At 40.6% G+C, this 20203-nt stretch carries 20 protein-coding genes; 11 read left to right on the forward strand and 9 right to left on the reverse strand.

Annotated elements, in window-relative coordinates; genetic code table 11:
- The first annotated feature begins 18 nt into the window (after positions 1-18).
- The 7 genes from ACKWBX_RS17035 to ACKWBX_RS17065 all read left to right on the forward strand — a co-directional run bounded on the left by ACKWBX_RS17035 (position 19) and on the right by ACKWBX_RS17065 (position 7182).
- Positions 19-2256 carry a beta strand repeat-containing protein gene (locus tag ACKWBX_RS17035; RefSeq protein WP_413969931.1) on the forward strand — a complete coding sequence of 746 codons (2238 nt, stop codon included), beginning with the start codon at positions 19-21 and terminating at the stop codon, positions 2254-2256.
- The gene (locus ACKWBX_RS17040) at positions 2256-2918 is read left to right on the forward strand and encodes a hypothetical protein (RefSeq protein ID WP_413969932.1); all 663 of its coding nucleotides are present in this window, start codon (positions 2256-2258) and stop codon (positions 2916-2918) included. Before ACKWBX_RS17035 ends, ACKWBX_RS17040 begins: the two co-directional genes overlap by 1 nt.
- Positions 2915-4039 (forward strand): hypothetical protein, encoded by a 1125-nt coding sequence (locus ACKWBX_RS17045; RefSeq protein WP_413969933.1) that lies wholly within the window; start codon positions 2915-2917, stop codon positions 4037-4039. The genes ACKWBX_RS17040 and ACKWBX_RS17045 overlap by 4 nt, the downstream gene beginning before the upstream one ends.
- A gap of 1 nt (position 4040) precedes the next feature.
- Positions 4041-5210: a gliding motility-associated C-terminal domain-containing protein gene (locus ACKWBX_RS17050; RefSeq protein ID WP_413969934.1), complete on the forward strand. Its 1170-nt coding sequence runs from the start codon at positions 4041-4043 to the stop codon at positions 5208-5210.
- Positions 5211-5343: 133 nt separating this feature from the next.
- A complete protein-coding gene (locus ACKWBX_RS17055) occupies positions 5344-6078 on the forward strand; it encodes a M15 family metallopeptidase (protein ID WP_413969935.1) in 735 nt (244 codons plus the stop codon).
- A gap of 38 nt (positions 6079-6116) precedes the next feature.
- Complete coding sequence (locus ACKWBX_RS17060) at positions 6117-6884, forward strand: M48 family metalloprotease (RefSeq protein WP_413969936.1); 768 nt, start codon at positions 6117-6119, stop codon at positions 6882-6884.
- 130 nt (positions 6885-7014) lie between these two features.
- Positions 7015-7182 carry a DUF6747 family protein gene (locus ACKWBX_RS17065; protein ID WP_413969937.1) on the forward strand — a complete coding sequence of 56 codons (168 nt, stop codon included), beginning with the start codon at positions 7015-7017 and terminating at the stop codon, positions 7180-7182.
- A gap of 105 nt (positions 7183-7287) precedes the next feature.
- Here the strand turns inward: ACKWBX_RS17065 and ACKWBX_RS17070 are convergent, their stop codons facing one another.
- The gene (locus ACKWBX_RS17070) at positions 7288-7653 is read right to left on the reverse strand and encodes an ankyrin repeat domain-containing protein (protein WP_413969938.1); all 366 of its coding nucleotides are present in this window, start codon (positions 7651-7653) and stop codon (positions 7288-7290) included.
- 253 nt (positions 7654-7906) lie between these two features.
- Here ACKWBX_RS17070 and gpmI point away from each other — a divergent pair, with 253 nt between their 5' ends.
- From gpmI to ACKWBX_RS17085, 3 genes are all read left to right on the forward strand, one after another.
- Positions 7907-9409, forward strand: coding sequence for a 2,3-bisphosphoglycerate-independent phosphoglycerate mutase (gpmI, locus tag ACKWBX_RS17075; protein WP_413969939.1), 1503 nt, complete (start codon positions 7907-7909; stop codon positions 9407-9409).
- A gap of 79 nt (positions 9410-9488) precedes the next feature.
- Complete coding sequence (map, locus tag ACKWBX_RS17080; protein ID WP_413969940.1) at positions 9489-10307, forward strand: type I methionyl aminopeptidase; 819 nt, start codon at positions 9489-9491, stop codon at positions 10305-10307.
- 12 nt (positions 10308-10319) lie between these two features.
- Complete coding sequence (locus ACKWBX_RS17085; RefSeq protein WP_413969941.1) at positions 10320-11084, forward strand: class I SAM-dependent methyltransferase; 765 nt, start codon at positions 10320-10322, stop codon at positions 11082-11084.
- On the opposite strand, the gene ACKWBX_RS17090 is transcribed toward ACKWBX_RS17085, so the two are convergent.
- The 8 genes from ACKWBX_RS17090 to ACKWBX_RS17125 all read right to left on the reverse strand — a co-directional run bounded on the left by ACKWBX_RS17090 (position 11085) and on the right by ACKWBX_RS17125 (position 18802).
- Positions 11085-12092, reverse strand: coding sequence for an FAD:protein FMN transferase (locus ACKWBX_RS17090; protein WP_413969942.1), 1008 nt, complete (start codon positions 12090-12092; stop codon positions 11085-11087).
- A gap of 1 nt (position 12093) precedes the next feature.
- The gene (locus tag ACKWBX_RS17095) at positions 12094-12456 is read right to left on the reverse strand and encodes a Na(+)-translocating NADH-quinone reductase subunit F (RefSeq protein ID WP_413969943.1); all 363 of its coding nucleotides are present in this window, start codon (positions 12454-12456) and stop codon (positions 12094-12096) included.
- Between the two features lie 109 nt (positions 12457-12565).
- Positions 12566-13873 (reverse strand): NADH:ubiquinone reductase (Na(+)-transporting) subunit F, encoded by a 1308-nt coding sequence (nqrF, locus tag ACKWBX_RS17100; RefSeq protein WP_413969944.1) that lies wholly within the window; start codon positions 13871-13873, stop codon positions 12566-12568.
- A gap of 3 nt (positions 13874-13876) precedes the next feature.
- Positions 13877-14635: an NADH:ubiquinone reductase (Na(+)-transporting) subunit E gene (gene nqrE, locus ACKWBX_RS17105; RefSeq protein ID WP_413969945.1), complete on the reverse strand. Its 759-nt coding sequence runs from the start codon at positions 14633-14635 to the stop codon at positions 13877-13879.
- A 120-nt stretch (positions 14636-14755) separates the two neighbouring features.
- On the reverse strand, positions 14756-15403 hold the full coding sequence (locus ACKWBX_RS17110; RefSeq protein ID WP_413969946.1) for an NADH:ubiquinone reductase (Na(+)-transporting) subunit D: 648 nt from the start codon (positions 15401-15403) through the stop codon (positions 14756-14758).
- 1 nt (position 15404) lies between these two features.
- Positions 15405-16157, reverse strand: a complete 753-nt coding sequence (locus ACKWBX_RS17115) for a Na(+)-translocating NADH-quinone reductase subunit C (RefSeq protein ID WP_413969947.1) — start codon at positions 16155-16157, stop codon at positions 15405-15407.
- 2 nt (positions 16158-16159) lie between these two features.
- Positions 16160-17446 (reverse strand): NADH:ubiquinone reductase (Na(+)-transporting) subunit B, encoded by a 1287-nt coding sequence (locus tag ACKWBX_RS17120; RefSeq protein WP_413969948.1) that lies wholly within the window; start codon positions 17444-17446, stop codon positions 16160-16162.
- Between the two features lie 3 nt (positions 17447-17449).
- Entirely contained in the window at positions 17450-18802 is a 1353-nt protein-coding gene (locus ACKWBX_RS17125; protein WP_413969949.1) for a Na(+)-translocating NADH-quinone reductase subunit A, read from the reverse strand.
- Positions 18803-18954: 152 nt separating this feature from the next.
- Here ACKWBX_RS17125 and ACKWBX_RS17130 point away from each other — a divergent pair, with 152 nt between their 5' ends.
- Positions 18955-20199, forward strand: coding sequence for a type IX secretion system plug protein (locus tag ACKWBX_RS17130; RefSeq protein WP_413969950.1), 1245 nt, complete (start codon positions 18955-18957; stop codon positions 20197-20199).
- The last annotated feature ends 4 nt before the right edge of the window (positions 20200-20203 follow it).

Below are 20203 nucleotides of genomic sequence, written 5' to 3' on the forward strand. Positions count from 1 at the left end.
CCCCAAATCACTATACACATGAAATTAAAGAAAATTCTCCCGTTGCTATTTTTAGTGGCTACTCATTTTGTGAGTGGGCAGGTTAAGATAGGTCAAAATCCAAATTCAATTAACTCCGCCTCCATCGTAGAGTTGGAAAGCACGGACAAGGCATTTGTATTGACAAGAGTCAGCACATCGCAAATGCAGGGCATAAATCCGCTTAATGGTGCCTTGGTTTATAATACGGATACAGACTGTGTACATTATTTTGACGGGACGCAATGGAACAATCTTTGTAATGGGGCAATAGCTGGAACTTTTTCATTCGTAGATAATAACAATGGTACATTCACTATAAATTATTCGGATGGAACTTCTTTTACTTCTTCCGATTTAACGGGGCCTACAGGAAATAATGGGGACTCCGCCTATGAGATAGCCGTAGCGAACGGGTTCGTAGGGACCGAGGCCGCTTGGCTCGCTTCCCTCGAAGGTGCAGATGGTACGGATGGTGTAGATGGAACTGACGGTATCGATGGAACAGATGGAACTGACGGAACCAACGGAACAGATGGTGCCGACGGGGACTCCGCCTATGAGATTGCCGTAGCGAACGGGTTCGTAGGGACCAAGGCCGCTTGGCTCGCTTCCCTCGAAGGTGCAGATGGTACGGATGGTACAAACGGAACGAACGGAACCGACGGTACCGATGGCGCGGACGGGGACTCCGCCTACGAGATTGCCGTCGCGAACGGGTTCGTCGGGACCGAGGCCGCTTGGCTCGCATCCCTCGAAGGTGCAGATGGTACGGATGGTGTGGATGGAACTGACGGTATCGATGGAACAAATGGAACGGACGGAACCGACGGTGCGGACGGCGCCGACGGGGACTCCGCCTACGAGATTGCCGTCGCGAACGGGTTCGTAGGGACCGAGGTCGCTTGGCTCGCATCCCTCGAAGGTGCAGATGGTACGGATGGTGTAGATGGAACTGACGGTATCGATGGAACAAATGGAACGAACGGAACCGACGGTGCGGATGGTGCCGACGGGGACTCCGCCTACGAGATAGCCGTCGCGAACGGGTTCGTAGGGACCGAGGCCGCTTGGCTCGCTTCCCTCGAAGGTGCAGATGGTACGGATGGTGTGGATGGAACTGACGGTATCGATGGAACAAATGGAACGGACGGAACCAACGGAACAGATGGTGCCGACGGGGACTCCGCCTATGAGATTGCCGTAGCGAACGGGTTCGTCGGGACCGAGGCCGCATGGCTCGCTTCCCTCGAAGGAACGGACGGAACTAATGGAACAAATGGAACCAACGGAACAGATGGTGCCGACGGGGATTCCGCTTACGAGATTGCCGTAGCGAACGGGTTCGTAGGGACCGAGGCCGCTTGGCTCGCTTCCCTTGAAGGTGCAGATGGTATCGATGGAACAGATGGAACTGACGGAACCAACGGAACAGATGGTGCCGACGGGGACTCCGCCTATGAGATTGCCGTCGCGAACGGGTTCGTCGGGACCGAGGCCGCTTGGCTCGCTTCCCTCGAAGGTGCAGATGGTACGGATGGTGTAGATGGAACGGACGGAACCAACGGAACAGATGGTGCCGACGGGGACTCCGCCTATGAGATTGCCGTAGCGAACGGGTTCGTCGGGACCGAGGCCGCTTGGCTCGCTTCCCTCGAAGGTGCAGATGGTACGGATGGTGTAGATGGAACGGACGGTATCGATGGAACTAATGGTACGAACGGAACCGACGGTGCGGACGGTGCCGATGGTACAAATGGTATTAACTGTTGGGACACTAACGCTAACGGGGTTAACGATCCCGCAGAGGATATAAATAGTGACGGAAACTTTGATGGACTCGATTGTACGGCTTCTGTGAATACAGTCGGCGCAGAAACCAACAACAGTATAACTGTTGCAGCAAATGGAGGTGCTTTTTATGAAAGTCCAATAAAAGCGTTTGGTAAAATTGCATCCAATGGAAATGTTACACGTGCCACAACGGGCGTTACTGCTAGTAGAATAAGCACGGGGCGTTACCAAATTAATTTACCCGCAACTGCTGTTTCAGATGCAAACTATATTATACAATTGACCCAACCCGGTAGAGGGGGTGCAGGGAATGACGACCCGGGTATCTCTTACAGTAATCAAACTGCAACCGGTTTTCAAGTAATTATTGGTGATAATGATAATGGCGGTAGTGACCGTAGTAGATTCAATTCAGAATTTATGTTTACTATATTGGATTTATAATGAGAAGCTATCTTTTACATATCATTTTTATGTTCTTCACCATTGTTTGTACTGCTCAAATAGAAGCGGGCTTACTGCTTGGATTGACAAAAGCTACCACAGTGGAAATGAACACTATTTCCGGAATGGAAGAAGGTCAGGTTTTATATAACACGGATACGAACTCCATCCATTTTTTTAACGGTACCAATTGGGTCGATCAGACCAATGGTTCAGACAATTTGCCCAAAACATATACTGGGACTTTTAGAATAACCGCAACGGGAAACATTACCGTCACCGGAATTCCTTTTGAGCCTTCATCGGTGACATTTACTGCCTACGCCAATGTAGAGGATTTTGATATGGATACTGACAATGGGACAAGGAACAATGAAAGTGGACTTCCTAATGCCTATGGGAACATGAAAGGTTTTGCAAGAAATGATAGCGGCTCCATAACCGAACAGGTAATTTACAACGGTGGTAGTGGAAACTCTATTAACGACATTTCTAGATATGCCTCTAGTTCCCATTCGATCGGGTTACGGTATTCCAATCAAAATGGTGATAAACTAGGGTTGACCACAGCAACATTGACTCGTTTTAACACCAACGGTTTTACATTGAATACGGATAATTTTTCAGATGGTATCGTAGTAATTTTTGAAGCATATAGATGAAAAAGAAGTTATACATACTAATTATTTTCGCACTTTTTACAAGTGTATCCTTCGCTCAAATAGAAGCGGGTTTACTGCTTGGGTTAACAAAAGGGAACACTTCAGACATTAATGCGGTTACCGGAATGGAAGAAGGGCAAATGCTCTACAATACGGAAACCAAAAAAGTATATGTATATGATGGAACTACATGGGCCGCTTCTATGGCCACTCAATGGACATTAATCGGAAACTCGGGAACCAATGAAGCTACAGATTTTATTGGAACTACTGATAATCAAGATTTTATATTAAAGGCAAATAATGCGGAAAAACTTAGGCTTGTAGAAGATCGCGGACAAGTGCTGGTAAATCAAGCTACTGTTTTTAATAGCCACCCGTTGGTCATTAGAGCAAACGGTATTGATGTTCTGGCATTTCAAGACAATACGGGCACATCTAAATGGCATTGGAATTTATTGGGCAACGGGCTAAATTTCGTAGAATCCAATGTTGCGGATTACAGGTTGTTCCTAGAAAATGGAGGTCAGGTTGGCATTAACACCAATACTCCTTCAGAACAGTTGGATATAAACGGAACAGTCAGAATTAGAATTTTGGACAATGCTACCGAAACGGATAATATTTTAACGGCGAATGCCACTGGAGTGCTACATGAATCCAAAATAAACTTTGGGGGCCGCTGGACCAATTCCGATACGACAACGGATTTAAATATATCTACCACTATAGTCCCAATTTTTGGAACGCAGGACTACATAGATGACGGTACCAGTTTATACGAGGTTAGCGGAAATACTTTGACCGTAAAAGAAAATGGTCGTTATGATATAAGGGCTAATTTGTCGCTCTTGGGTATAAATCCCGGAGACAATACTAGACAACGTACCAACGTCAATGCCAGAATTCACGTTAACGGAACAGCTATTGGTGCTGTAGCGGCATCGGGTTACATACGATTTGCAGGTGGACATGACCATTCTAGCATTCACATGAGCGAAATATTACAATTAAATGCCAACGATGTAGTTACCGTTAGAACATTTAGAGAAGCAAACTCTGGTCCGGTTCGTTTAAGTGGAGCTGGAGAGTCAAGCTTTATCATTAATAAATTAAGATAAAATGAAAACATTTAGACTATTCATTTTATTAATGTTTACCGGCATCTGTACCTTTTCGCAAGATGCGGTGCACAACTATGGAAACATTCAAATTCATAATACCGGCGAAGTAGGTTTTCATATGGATATTATAAATGACGGTGCTTTCAATCAAAATGAAGGTTTGGTCGGGTTTTATAGCGAAGACACCCTGACGATTTCAGGAAGTTCAAATCCGGTGTTCCATGATGCTGAAGTAGAAGTGGATAACAACTTGTTCGTTGAAAATACGATAGGTATTCGCAATAATTTCAATTTTATATTGGGTGATGTCATTACACCAAGAGATGAATCCAACATCAATCTAAATTTTATAGGCGATTCCTTTTACAACGGAGAAGGGAGCGATACCAAAATTGATGGCTATGCATCTATAACCGGCCAATTGGAATTTACGTTTCCCGTAGGCCAAGACGGAAGGCTTAGGCCACTAAGCATCACTTCCAGCACTATTAATCCGTATGCCAAATGTGCCTATTTTTACGAGGATCCAAATACTCCCAGTACTTTTAGCGAATCTTTTGACACTTCTGCCGTTGAGACCGATTCACTGTCCATTAGTACAAATGAATTTTGGCATTTGGAAGGTAGTGAATCAAGCCGCATAACGCTCTCATGGGACGATTTAAGTTTTGCCAGTTTGTTTGCCGCGTCCACAACAGATTTACGGATCGTAGGTTGGAACAACAGCCAAAAACAATGGGTAGATTTAGGGAGCACCAATATTGATGGTGATTTGAACAATGGTACGATCACTTCCGAAGAATTTATTCCGAACGACTATGCCATTATCACAATTGGTGGAAATTCCGATGCCTTGGGAACACTCTCCTTGGTAGAATTGGACAACTATTATATGACTCCTAATGGTGACGGCATCAATGATGTTTTGGTGATTGAAGGCCTGGAAAACTCGCCAAACAATTCCTTACAGATTTTTAACAGATACGGGATTATGGTCTATGCCAAACAAAATTATGATAATAGTTTTGATGGTCTGGCCAACGTAAAAGGGGCATTTTCCAGAAATTCAGGTTTATCCTCCGGTATATATTATTATGTTATCACATTGGATGACCTCAATGAAAAACATCAAGGGTATCTTTATTTGACTACTTATAAAAAACAGTGATTGCCCTATTTTTTGTTCGCTGTATCGTGTAGCGATGCATCAATCAGGAAATATTTGTTTAACTTTAAATCAAAGCAGAAACTACGAACATTCCTATTGTATATTAATCCAATTCATTTCCTTAAAATCCATCATGAAAAGAAGAACGTTTATCAAGCAAAGTAGTGCAGCGGGATTAGCACTTACCAGTATCCCTACCCTACTCTTAAAGCAGGATATGGAATATTCTATTTTGGAACTTATGGGGAAATCCGACATTGATTTGTACGGTGAAAACATCAATCTTAGAAAAGAAGCCCATGATGCTTTTGTGAACATGAAGAAAGCGGCTTATCAAGATGGTATAAAACTAGAAATTGTTTCCAGCTATCGCAGTTTTCACAGGCAAGAAGCCATTTTTGAAAGAAAGTTTTTAACCTATACCGAAGAAGATGGCATGAAGCCTTTGGCCGCCATTGAAAAAATTATAGAATATTCTACCATTCCGGGAACGAGTAGACACCATTGGGGAACCGATATTGATATTACTGATGGATACAGAAAGGTTGAAGGCGACCTTTTAGTTCCTGAAAAATTCGGAGCTGGCGGACCTTTTGAAGATTTAAAAAAATGGATGGATGAAAATTCCGAGACCTACGATTTTCATTTGGTATACACTGATGACCCTAAAAGAAGGGGCTTTAAATATGAACCTTGGCATTATAGTTACGCTCCGATTTCCATACCTATGCTAGAAGCATTTAGAGGAAAAAATATAACCAGTTTGTTAGCTCGTGAAGAATTTTACGGAGCGGAACACTTTACTATCGGTTTTTTGAGAACCTATATTCAGGACAATATTTTAGGGATTAACAAAGCGCTTCTTTAAGTCTTTTGTATATTGGTGTATTCTAGAACACTAATACCATGAGAAGAGGAAGTTGGAAAATCCGAATATTTATAGGCTTAGCCATTGTGGCCTTTGCATTTATCCAAAAATGTAATAACAAGGAGGAAAACCCTTATACTGGCAGAACGCAGACCATTAATATGTCTCCTGAACAGGAAATTGCGATAGGTCTTCAAAGTGCTCCAGAAATGGCACAGCAACACGGCGGACTTTATCCGGATGAACGGATGCAAGCTTTGGTAGATGCGGTCGGCAATAAATTGGTAAACAATAGTATTGCTAGGGAAACACCATATAAATATGATTTTCACCTCTTGGCAGATGATCGGACCATCAACGCTTTTGCACTTCCCGGAGGACAATGCTTCATTACTTATGCGCTATTCTCCCAATTGAACGAGGCACAACTTGCTGGTGTACTTGGACATGAAATCGGGCATGTCATCGGCAGACATTCGGCCGAACGTATTGCCGAAAGCAGCTTTTGGCAAACAGTGACCATGGGTGCTACAGTTGGTGCGGACATGGGGAATGTGGTCGGTAGCATAGGTCAAAACACATTGCTCAAAAATGGTCGTGGTGACGAACTTGAAAGTGACGAGCTTGGAGTTTTATTTATGATTCAAGCTGGTTATAACCCTAACGAAATGATCAGGGTAATGGAAATCCTTAAGGCGGCCGGTGGCCCCGATCGAGTACCTGAATTCCAAAGTACGCACCCAGATCCCGAGAACAGAATCGAAAAAATTAAGGAAGCCATAGAAAAGTACAAGGGACAAGGTTAAACGTTAATTTCTGTCAATGAACGTTAAAACAGCAATTGCCACCCTAGGTTTTTTGTATATTTGAAAACCCATATCTTATTTACCATAATACCTATATAGCTTTTGGTTTAATTTAAAAACGAGAACTATAATGGGAACACTATCACACTTTAGAACGCTTTATGTACAGGCATTTGATAATTGCAAACCAGAATTTTTGGTCTTGCTATTAAAAGTGTATTCCGTTTTTTGTGCCTTAATGTTGTTTATGGCGGTATATGCTTTTATGTATAGAGCATTTAGTGGATTTGAATTTTAATGCAACACTCTTTTACCTGAACACTATTAGAGTTGGATTTTAAAAATGAAAAGCCCGCTGACAATTGTCAGCGGGCTTTTTCGTTCTTTGATTGATGGCGGTTGTCTAGCTACCTAAGGCTACTTCCAGTACAGCAAGAGCATCGGTAGCATTGGATAACTCTGCATATTTCTTGACTGAAAAGCCTTGATTACTTTTTATCTTAAGATTGGCACCATGGTCAATGAGCATTTGCAAGATTTCAGCTTTGTTATAACGTGCAGCAAACATGGCAGGTGTCATTCCCAAAGATTTTTGGTTCACATCTTCCCCTAATTCAATCATACGCTTTACCATATCTATATCACCTTTAATAACAGCTTTACAGAAAGAACTTATTTCCACTTTCGCAAGAGCGGTTTTAGTAATAGCATTAGAATTTAACGAGGATTCATTGGCCATAAGGCCGTTACCCACAAACAGTGCTGCCATGGACAGGATTAGGATTGTTTTTTTCATGATGAATAAATTTAATTGATGAATAGATTTTGATTATATAAATATAGACGCTTGTAATATCGTTTTGTTTCACCATTAACACTTAAATAACTTAATTTTAACAAATACCATCTGTTTAACGTTAAGTTAATTAACAATCACACAATATTTTAACAATAATCACCGTAAATATTACGCTTAAACCAATTTGTCATCTTATTTTTGAAACTTAATTTTTATCAAAAGAATGAACAAAAAAGTAATTTTAATGATTTTGGACGGTTGGGGAACATCTCCCGATCCTAAAATCTCCGCAATTGACAATGCCCATACTCCATATATAGATTCATTATATACTTCATATCCAAACGCCTCATTACGAACGGATGGGTTAAATGTTGGTCTGCCAGAAGGCCAGATGGGCAATAGCGAAGTAGGCCATATGAATTTAGGCGCAGGTAGAGTAGTTTACCAAGAGTTGACGAGAATAAATCTGGCCGTTGAAAATAATACGCTGAAGGACGAAAAAGTATTGGTCGATGCTTTCAAGTATGCCAAGCAGAATAATAAAAAAGTACACTTTTTAGGGCTTTTGAGCGATGGTGGTGTCCACTCCCATATAAACCACCTAAAAGGCTTGCTCACTGCGGCTAAGGATAATTCGTTAGATGATGTATATGTTCACGCTTTCACGGACGGGCGAGATGTTGATCCAAAAGCCGGAGCTTCCTATGTATCCGATTTGCAAGCCCATATGGCCAAAACTACTGGTGAAATAGCAACACTGACCGGGCGCTATTATGCCATGGACAGGGATAACCGTTGGGAAAGGGTGAAACTGGCATATGATGTAATCACGAAAGGTAAGGGTGAAACCACCGAAAACATCATTGAGAGTTTAAAATCGAATTACGAAAATGATGTCACGGACGAATTTATAAAACCTTTAGTAGCCAATAAAAAGGGATTGGTAGAAGAAGATGATGTTGTTATTTTCTTCAATTTTAGAACGGATCGTGGTAGGGAGCTCACCAATATGCTTTCACAGAATGACTTTCCGGAATACGGAACCAAGAAATTAAAATTGTACTACGTCACCATGACCAATTATGATGATAGTTTTACAGGGATACATGTCGTTTTCAACAAAGACAACATCACCCAGACCATTGGTGAAGTATTGGCCGAATCCGGAAAAAAGCAGATCCGGATTGCCGAAACGGAGAAATATCCCCATGTGACCTTCTTTTTCTCAGGAGGCCGGGAGGAGCCTTTTGAAGGGGAAAGTAGAATTTTAAGGAACTCCCCTAAAGTGGCTACGTATGATTTGAAACCGGAAATGAGTGCCTACGAACTTCGGGATGCACTAGTAGAGGATTTAAAAAAGCAAGAGGTCGATTTTGTATGCCTTAATTTTGCAAACGGCGATATGGTAGGCCACACTGGTATTATGGATGCTGCGATTAAAGCTTGCGAAGCTGTGGATATTTGTGTTAAGGATGTTATAGAAACAGGATTGGCAAATGGGTATTCTACTTTATTGATTGCGGATCATGGAAATTGTGAAACCATGATAAATCCTGATGGTTCCTCACATACGGCCCACACTACCAATCCTGTACCGATTATTCTGATAGACAAGGACATCAAAAAAATCAACGACGGCGTTCTAGGCGATGTAGCCCCTACCATCTTAAAAATGATTGGCGTGGAACAACCAGAAGCGATGACTTGTAAGTCGTTGATCTAAGAATTAGAACATCGTTGTTAAATCCAGATGCAATAGTTTACGCTTCCATTTAAAAAGTATTGTTTTAACTTTGCATTCTATGATTATCGTAAAAACTCCAGAAGAAATAGAATTAATGCGAGAAAGTGCATTAATTGTTTCCAAAACCTTGGGAATGCTGGCTTCGGAAGTAAAACCGGGTGTATCAACCTTACATTTGGATGGTCTGGCAGAAGCGTTTATTCGTGACCATGGAGCCGTACCAGGTTTTTTGGGATTGTATGACTTTCCAAACTCGCTCTGCATGAGCCCAAACGCCCAAGTAGTGCATGGTATTCCAAATGACAAACCTATGGAAGAAGGGGATATCATATCCATTGACTGTGGAGCCTTAAAAAACGGATTCTATGGTGACCATGCCTATACTTTTGCCGTGGGCGAAATAGATGAGGAAACGAAAAAACTATTGGAGATTACCAAACAATCGCTGTATGTGGGAATACGTGAGTTCAAAAAAGGCAATCGTGTGGGTGATGTGGGTTATGCCATTCAAAAATTTACGGAAGACCATGGTTATGGTGTCGTACGTGAACTAGTGGGGCACGGTTTAGGACGTAAAATGCACGAGGATCCAGAAATGCCCAATTATGGTAAAAGAGGAAGAGGAAAGAAATTTGTCGAGGGGATGGTGGTAGCCATTGAACCGATGACCAATATGGGAACAAAGCGAATAAAACAACTCAAGGACGGTTGGACGATACTTACCGCAGATGGGAAACCAAGTGCCCATTTTGAGCACGATGTTGCCTTGGTAAATGGCAAACCGGAACTATTGTCCACCTTTCAATATATTTATGATGCTTTGGGCATAGAAAGTAATGAGGAGGACGAATTTAGGCAAACCCAACTGCAATCATAGGCATAACGTATAATGAAAAAAATATTTCGTTTTTTTCTGAATGCCATTCCTAGACCCCTTTTAATAAAACTTAGCTATTTCATAAGACCTTTCTTTGTTTTCTATTACCGCGGGAAAAATTATGTAGACCCTATAGATGGTAAAAAATTCAGGAGCTTTTTACCTTATGGCTATGAAAATCCTAGAGAAAATGTACTCTCCCCCTCTACGCTTTCATTGGAAAGGCATCGGCTACTGTGGCTTTATCTTAAAAATGAAACCGAATTCTTTACGGCACCCCTAAAGGTGCTCCATTTTGCTCCCGAACAAGCCTTCTATAAACGGTTCCGAAAACTGAAAAATATTGATTATGTCACAACGGATTTAAATTCTCCCTTGGCCGATGTAAAAGCCGATATCTGTAAACTCCCCTTTGAGGACCGCTCCTTTGATGTGATTTTGTGCAACCATGTCCTAGAACACATTCCAGACGATACAAAGGCCATGCACGAATTATATCGTATCCTAAAAAAAGGGGGATGGGGTATATTCCAAGTACCACAAGATTTGTCCAGAGATACTACTTTTGAGGATAATTCCATTACCGATAAGAAAGAGAGAGCACGGATTTTTGGGCAATATGACCACGTTCGTATTTACGGTAAAGACTATTTCCAAAAATTGAGAAGTGTAGGTTTTGTGGTAGAGGAAGTGGATTACACGGCCACGTTGACTCCCCAAGAAAACGATTTATACCGCCTGGCCAAAGGGGAATTGATACCTTTGGTAAAAAAGTAGTTATTCTACTACCACTTTTTTAAAGCCAGAGGTCAAGAATTCTTTTGTATTCCCTTTATTATCCAAATAAATAATATAGGCTTCCAATTCTTTATTTTCATTAATGATCATAAAAGCATCTTCCAAATCCATCGCCATGAAAGCAGTAGCAAAAGCATCTGCCGTAGCACAATCGTTTGCCAAAATCGTTACCCCAAGCGTGTTGGAATCCTTTGTAAAACCCGTTTTAGGGTCTACCGTATGCACATATTTTCTTCCGGTCTCTTCATCGATCCTGAATTTTCTGTAATTACCCGAAGAAGCCAAAGCCCTATTTTCAAGGGCAATCTTTAATTTTAAAGATCTGCCATTTTCCACTTGCGGGTCGTCAATCCCCACGATCCAAGCCTTATTTTTGGATGTATTCAAACCCTTTGCTATCAACTCACCTCCAACTTCGACCAAATAATCAGTTATTCCCTCTTCGGTTAACATCACACCAATACGGTCTATCGCGTACCCTTTTGCTATAGCATTAAAATCGAAATAAACATCAGGGTTTTCTTTGACTATATAATTGTTTTCCGTGATGGATACTTTATCGAAACCAACATATTGTAAAAGGCTGTCTACCTTTACGCTGTCCATCATTATTTTCTCTTCCGGACCAAATCCCCATGCGTTTACCAAGGAACCGACTGTAGGATCAAAATAACCGTTCGTCTCTTGATATATCTTTTTAGATAGCAAAAAAACATCCTGAAACATCTTATCTACCTGGATAGTGCTGTCCCTCCTATTAATTTTGGAAATATCGGAATCCGGAATATATGTAGACAATGAATTATTGACCGCATTGAAAACCGAATCTATTTCTTTGTCCAAGTGTATGGTATCATTGGACATATAAATAATATTGTAGGTCGTCCCCAATGCATGACCCGTGGATTGATTTCGAACAATAGGCTTTTCAACCCCATTGCAGGACATTACTAAAAAGACAATAGCTATAGTAAAAATAATTCTCATGCTAAATTTCAATTAACCCATCATAATCCACGATATAATCTTCATTTAAATACACAGGAAGGTTATAATCCGATGCATTAACCAAGCCAACTGCCGCATAAAAAGTACGTGCTTCAAACTTTAAGGCATGTGCTTTCATTTTATTCAAATCTGACCTGAAAAAATCCAAATCTTTGGGATCTCCGGGGTAAGAAATACTTTTAACCACTACAAAATGTAACTTCTTCTCCTTAATACAAACAAATTGTGGATTCTTTCGTAATTCGCTATTTACGGTAAGAAATTCAAAACCATCGGCCTCTAGCTCCTTACCAACTATGTTCATTGCCAAATTGTGAAGTTCTTGCTCTGTTAGCGGCTCCATTTGAAGAATAGTTATCAAAAAAACCGATATCTAGATATCGGTTTTTTGTATTGTCATTATTTAGTTTCGATTCCGAAATGATTGAAAATAAGCAATTGGTCTTTAAAGATTACCCTCCAAAGTCGTCAAAACGAATATGCTCATCAGGAATACCAAAATCTTCTCCCATTTTTTGAACCGCTTTATTCATTAGCGGAGGTCCACAGAAATACAATTCTATATCCTCAGGGGAATCGTGATGATTCAAGTAATTATCGATAACGCAATTGTGAATAAAACCTACAAAACCATCACCAGGAGCATCTATATCCTCTTTAACCTTCCAGTTATCCTCTTCTAAAGGCTCCGAAAGTGCCATGTAGAATTTAAAATTCGGGAAATCTCTTTCCAAAGCTTTGAAATGGTCTATGTAAAATAACTCTCTTTTGGAACGCCCACCGTACCAGTAGGTAACTTTTCTATTTGTTTTTAACGTCTTGAAAAGGTGATATAAGTGTGAACGCATTGGGGCCATACCAGCACCTCCACCAACATATAACATTTCTGAATCCGACTCGTTTATGAAGAACTCTCCGTAAGGTCCGGAAATCGTTACATCATCACCTGGTTTTAAAGCGAAAATATAGGAAGAGGCAACTCCGGGATTTACATCCATCCAACCATTTTTGGCTCTATCCCAAGGTGGGGTAGCAATACGTACGTTTAACATAATTTCTCTTCCTTCCGCAGGAAAAGATGCCATGGAATAAGCCCTTTCAACCGTTTCCGGATTTTTCATCACCAATGGCCATAAATTAAATTTATCCCATTCCGCTTGAAATTTGTCCGGAGTTTCATGCTCTTCAGGGTGCGCGGTAATATCAATATCGGCATATTTTACTTCGCATTCCGGAATTTCTATTTGAATATATCCTCCCGCTTTATATCCCATATCCTCTGGAATCTCAACGACAAATTCTTTGATAAAGGAAGCCACATTATAATTGCGAACTACTTTTGCCGGCCACTTTTTTATACCAAAAACCTCTTCAGGGATGGTGATTTCCATATCCTGCTTCACTTTCACTTGGCAAGCTAGGCGCGCACCTTGATTTAATTCTCTTTTGGAAAAGTGCGGGGTTTCCGTTGGCAACGCTTCCCCACCGCCCGAAAGCACATGGCACTCGCACTGAATACAGGTACCGCCACCACCGCAAGCAGAAGGTAAAAATACTTTTTGGTTCCCTAGAGTCGTCAATAAAGAACTTCCTGAGGCAACTTCAACTTTTTTTTCTCCATTAATCGTTATGGTAACAGGACCTGAGGGTGACAATTTTTCTTTCGTAAACAACAATAAGGCAACCAGTACCATTAATAGAATCAGAAATGCCACTACTGTAATCAATATTGTTCCGCCTGTACTTGTAGCTAAAATCATTCTTTATTTTTTTACTTCGTTATAAGAAATATCTTTTTCATCGATTTCCGTCTTCAAATCATCATTCTTTTCGGTAGATAATATTTCCTTTTTCTCTATTTGTTCGGCCGTTGTAGTTTCTTCCACTGGAGCTTCATCACTTCCGCCTGTTAGCATTCCTCCAAAGCTTTGGAAACCTATTCCCATGAGTCCGGTAATAATAAAGGTTATTCCCAATCCCCTCAAAGGAGCCGGAACATTGGAATATCTAATTTTTTCACGAATGGCAGCAATTGCCAGTATAGCCAAAAACCAACCTATTCCAGAACTTACACCATAATTAAAGGCAAGTCCAAATGTTTCTATCTCTCTAGCCTGCATAAACAAAGAACCCCCTAAAATTGCACAGTTTACGGCAATCAAAGGCAAGAAAATACCAAGGGAGTTATATAATGATGGAGAAAATTTTTCTACTACTATCTCTACCAATTGTACCATGGTCGCTATCGTTGCGATAAAAAGGATAAAGGATAAAAAACTAAGATTATAGTCTGCGTATTCAGGTCCCAACCATACTAAAGCCCCATCTTGTAAAAGATATTTATCCAATAACCAGTTTAAGGGTACCGTGACCGCCAATACAAATATTACCGCGGCACCTAAGCCAACTGCCGTTGCCACTTTCTTGGAAACTGCCAAGTAGGAACACATTCCCAAGAATACGGCAAATACCATATTATCTATGAAAATGGACTTAAAAAATAATTCTATATGCTCTAACATAAAATAGTATTCAGTAATTAGTATTCAGTAAAGAGTAGTTAATTAAAATGATTTTTCTTGAAAAATGCTTTGTAAAACTGCTCTTGCTTTTTAATAATTTTGATTTATTACCCATTAGGGTCAATTTTCCTCTACCAAGGCCGGGTTTCTTGAACGCTGTACCCATATTATAATACCTACCACAATAAGCGCAGCAGGTGGTATTATCATGAAACCGTTATTTTCATACCCTGTAGCGTAAAGCCCTGTTTTTGCGATAGGGTCTCCTAGAACAGGATAACCGAGCAAAGTTCCAGAACCTAATAACTCCCTAAAAAAACCGACTATAATCAAAATAACACCGTATCCCAAGGCATTACCAATACCATCTAAAAAGGATTTCCAAGGGCCATTTCCTAAAGCAAAGGCCTCAAAACGCCCCATAATGATACAGTTCGTTATAATAAGACCTACAAAGGCCCCTAACGTCTTGCTGAGTTCATAGGCGAAGGCTTTTAAAACCTGATCTACGATAATCACCAATGTTGCAACGACAATCAACTGAACGATTATTCTAATTTTTGAAGGAATAATATTTCGCATCAACGAAATAACAACGTTACCCACTCCCAAAACGAATATTACCGAAATGGACATCACTATTGAAGCTTCCAGTTCGGCGGTAATCGCCAAAGCGGAACAGATTCCCAATACCTGAATGGTAATGGGGTTATTATCCGCTAATGGGTCTAAAATAAGACCAGCATCTTTTTTCGTAAGTAATCCCATATTATTTTACTCTAATCGTTTCTAAATAATCCTTGTATAGCGTTACGCTTTCTTTTATCATAGCGGCCACGCCGTTTCCGGTGATGGTGGCGCCAGCTAGTGCATCAACTTCATTATCGTCTTTTGTCTTGTTCAAAGGATCATTATTTCCTTTGGCCACTGCAATACCTTCATATCGGGTACCTTTTAAGATACTTTCACCGGAAAAGTCATCCATGAAATATCGCATTTTAATATTTGCGCCAAGACCGGGTGTTTCTCCTTTATGATCAAAATAAACGCCTTGTACGGTCATGGTTTTATCCAGGGCAATATATCCCCAAATAGCATCCCATAATCCCTTGCCATACATCGGGATAACGTAAAACTCCTTCCCATCTTTTTCGCCGATAAACAAAGGAAGCTTGTAGTCTTCCCCCTTTTTCTTAGCTGCTAATTGTTTTTTTAGATCGATAAGATAAGCCTCTTCATCATTTGTAATTTTATCCCCTTCAATCACCAATTGTTCTTTGATGTACGAAGTAAACTCTTTTTCTACTTTATCCGTCGGAATGAAATTGACACTACCTGCATCATCACCATTCTCGTTTACACCCATGGCGTAAAGAATGTTTTGCTGCTTTTCAAAACGCTCGTTCTCTTTAATATTGGGTCGCAGTCCAGAAGCTAGAAAAGCCAAGATAGAACCTACTACTACCACCATTACAGCCGCAAAAACAACGGTGTAAACATTTTTGTCCTTATTCACTGCCATAACTATACTGTTTCCGCTTTAAGTTCTTTTGCTTTGCCATCCGAGTCTTTTGGAAGGATAACGGCATTTTCCAAACGCTTTAATCTTCTTTTTACATTACCACGAATTACATAATGGTCAATAGTCGGTGCAAATACGTTCATTAACAATATCGCCAAGAAAACGCCTTCCGGATAAGCCGGATTGAACACACGAATCATTACAGATATAAATCCGATAAAGAAACCATAAATCCATTTACCGCGATTGGTCTGGGAACCTGTTACCGGATCCGTTGCCATATAAACAATACCGAATGCCAGACCACCTACAATAAGATGTTTCCAAAAATCAAAGCTCATTAAACCGTAAAACTTACTGGTCTCGCCAACCCAACCTAATTCAACCACTTGATTGAATATAAGGCCCATTACCAAGGAACCGATTACGGCACTTACCATAATTCTCCAGCTTGCTATTTTACTAAAAATCAAGAATAACCCGCCTAAAAGAATCAAGAAAGCGGAAGTCTCTCCCACTGAACCTGGAATAAAACCAAAGAACATGTCAGAAATACTATATTTTGCGGTCATCGCCGCCTCATTATTTTGTGCTAAATACCCAAGAATGGTCTCCCCAGAAATAGCATCTACATTGGTGGCACCCGCCAATATTTGTTCTGAACGCTCACGTGCCTCATGTACCCATACCTTATCGCCACTCATCCAAGTAGGGTATGCGAAGAACAAAAAGGCCCTTATCGTCAATGCAGGATTCAAAATATTCATTCCCGTACCACCAAAGACTTCTTTACCGATGACAACTCCAAAAATAACCGCTACTGCCAACATCCAAAGTGGCGTATCTACAGGTACGATCAAAGGCACCAACATTCCTGTTACCAAATAGCCTTCCTCTACCTCGTGACCTTTAATGACCGCAAAAATGAACTCTATTAAAAGGCCTACCCCGTATGAAACTACAACCAACGGTAAAACCTTTACAATACCGATCCAAAAGTTATCCCACGTAATGAAATGTTCCATCACTGAAAAGTTTTCGGGAAACCCGTTCAAGGCAGCATAATGCTGATAACCTGCATTGAACATTGAAAAGAGCAGTATTGGAATCAAGGCCATAATGACCGTATTCATAGTTCTCTTTAAATCGTCCACTGCTTTTACGTGCGTACCACCGTGCGTAGTCTCGTCCGGTGTGTACAAAAAAGTATGAAAGGCATTGAAGGCAGGAGCCATTTTTTTGCCCTGATACTTCAGCTTCAACTCGTGCATTTTACTTTTTATACCCATCTCTTATCCTATTTCTTTTTGCAATAAATCCAATCCTTCACGAATTATTTTCTGGTGCGGTTGTTTTGAGATACAAATAAACTCGGTCAGTGAAAAATCCTCTGGAGCCACTTCATAAAGACCAAGCTGTTCCATCTCATCCAAGTCCTTTACCATGCAAGCCTTTAAAAGCTGCATAGGATAAATGTCCAAAGGAAACACTTCCTCGTATTGACCCGTAACTACAAAAGCCCTATGTTCTCCATTGGTATTTGTATCCAAGTCATACTTCTTTTTGGGGTTCAGCCATGAAAAAGTCAAGGCCCTTGTCCCAGATATTTTATTGAAAACCGGTTTGTTCCAACCAAAGAACTCATAATCGTCACCTTCCGGGATAGCTGTTACCGTATTGTTATAAAAACCGAGGTGGCCATCCTGACTGCTTTGACTGCCCGTTAGAACATCTCCATTGATGACCCTGAATTTTTCTTCATTTACACCACTGGCATATAAAAACGTTGAGATTTCAGCACCGATCTTAGTAGTATAATATTTTGGTGTTTTCACTGAAGACCCCGCTAATGCAACAATACGTTCCGCATTAAATTTACCGGTCAACAGCAGCTCTCCTGTAATCACCAAATCTTGCGGAGACACTGTCCAAACCAGCTCTCCTTTATTGATGGGGTCTATTTTATTAATTTGGGTTCCGACCAATCCCGCAGGATGTGGTCCTGACACCTTATGCAATTCTATTCCGTTCAATTGCGCCAAGGGCGAGCCTCCGGATGTACCTACAGAAACATGCACCTTGCCAGGGGTCAATTTTCCCAAAGCCGTAATTGCAGCCTGCAATTCCGCTTCCTTACCTTCCAAAACATAATTCAAATCCGCTGCTAAAGGGGCCGTTGCATAACCTGAAATAAAAATAGATTTTGGAGTGGTATCTGGGTCGGCAACAACATCATATGGTCGTTGTTTTATAAAAGGCCAACACCCTCCCATCAACAAATAGGATTTTATTTCTTCCTTGGAAGCGTTCTCCACTGCAATCGGCTTATGGGACAGGGTTTCTTGCGTTTTATCCGCCAGTATTTTTAAAGTCAAGATTCGCCTTCTAGCACCTCTGACTATTTCTACAAGCTCACCGCTTACCGGTGAAACGAACAACATTTCCTCAATATTCTTATTGTAGAACAATGGTTCGCCTGCTTTTACCTCAGCTCCTTCCTTAACCAACATCTTAGGCATGATTCCATGAAAATCTTCTAGATTCAGTGCATAAACATTACTTAAAACAGCTTTGGAGGTGGTCAGTTCTGCGGCACCTACAAGATTGATGTTCAGACCTTTTTTTATTCGAATGTCTTTAGACATATTTTGGTGGACCTTTGGTTAACAAAATTTGTTGCGAATTTACTACTAAACAGAATGTTTTCATAATTATTGCCCCATAATTTCGGCATTATATCGATGTAAATTTGTTAGGCATCGTTTTTGTTTACCTTTACCTAAAATTTAGCTAAATAATGCGCTTATTTCTTAAACAAACAGTAGCCTTGTTCTTTGTTTGGGGTGTTTACGGACAGGTACAGGAAGAAGTAAATCCTCCTTCAAATATAAAATCCATCATCTTTAAAGGTCCGACCGAAGATCAATTTCCCATCATCCAAATTGGTGAGACCATTACCATGGAATTTGACGACCTTATGGCGAACGAACAAGATTACTATTACAAAATAGTGCACTGCGATTATGATTGGACTCCTTCCGATTTACTGAAATCACAATATTTAAAGGGTGTAGACAATCAACGCATCATCAATTACGAAAATAGCTATACTACCCTGGAAACCTATTCCAACTATCAATTTAGCATTCCCAATGAAAATGTAAGGTTAAAAGTGAGCGGCAATTATGTCCTAGAGATTTATAATAATAATTATGAACTTCAGTTCTCAAGACGTTTTGTAGTCTACAAGGATATTGTGCAAGTTGGGGCCACCGTAAAAAGGTCTAGGGATTTCAACTTTCTGAACGAGAAACAGGTAGTACAATTTACCTTAAATTCTCCTAATTTCAGATTGGTCAACCCAAAGAAAGAAGTAAAAGTAGCCATCATTCAGAATTATTATTGGCCATCTGCATTATATAATATCAAACCCCAATTTACCATTGGTGATCAACTGGTATATAAATATGACCAGGAGACCTCGTTTTTTGGGGGCAATGAATTTCTCTTGTTTGACACAAGTGATCTAAGAGCCCCGAGCTCCCAGATTTCCAGAATAGATGTGACCGATTTATACAACCACTATCTCTTTTCGGATACGTTCAGAAAAGATAATCCTTATACCTTTTTCCCTGACATAAATGGCGATTTTGTCATCAGGACCCTACAAGGGCAAAACGCATCCCGCGAAGCGGAATACACCTATGTACATTTTAGCCTCCCATACAAAGAGACCATTGGGCTGGATGATGTCTATATTTTTGGGAAATACAACAATTATGCCCTGACGGACGAAAATAAAATGGCCTATAATGAGGAAAACGGCATGATGGAGGCAACCATTAAAATGAAACAAGGTTTTTACAATTACAAATACGTATTACAAGGTGAAGAAGAGGGCATTCGCCCCAATGCCGTAAGCGGAAATTTTCACTTTACCGAAAATAATTACTTAATATTGGTCTATTACCGGAATTTTGGAGATATGTACGATAGTATTATTGGCATAGGTTCCGCGAATTCCAGGACGATCAGTAATTAAATTA

This window comes from Maribacter algae (assembly GCF_047345745.1).
GTDB lineage: Bacteria > Bacteroidota > Bacteroidia > Flavobacteriales > Flavobacteriaceae > Maribacter.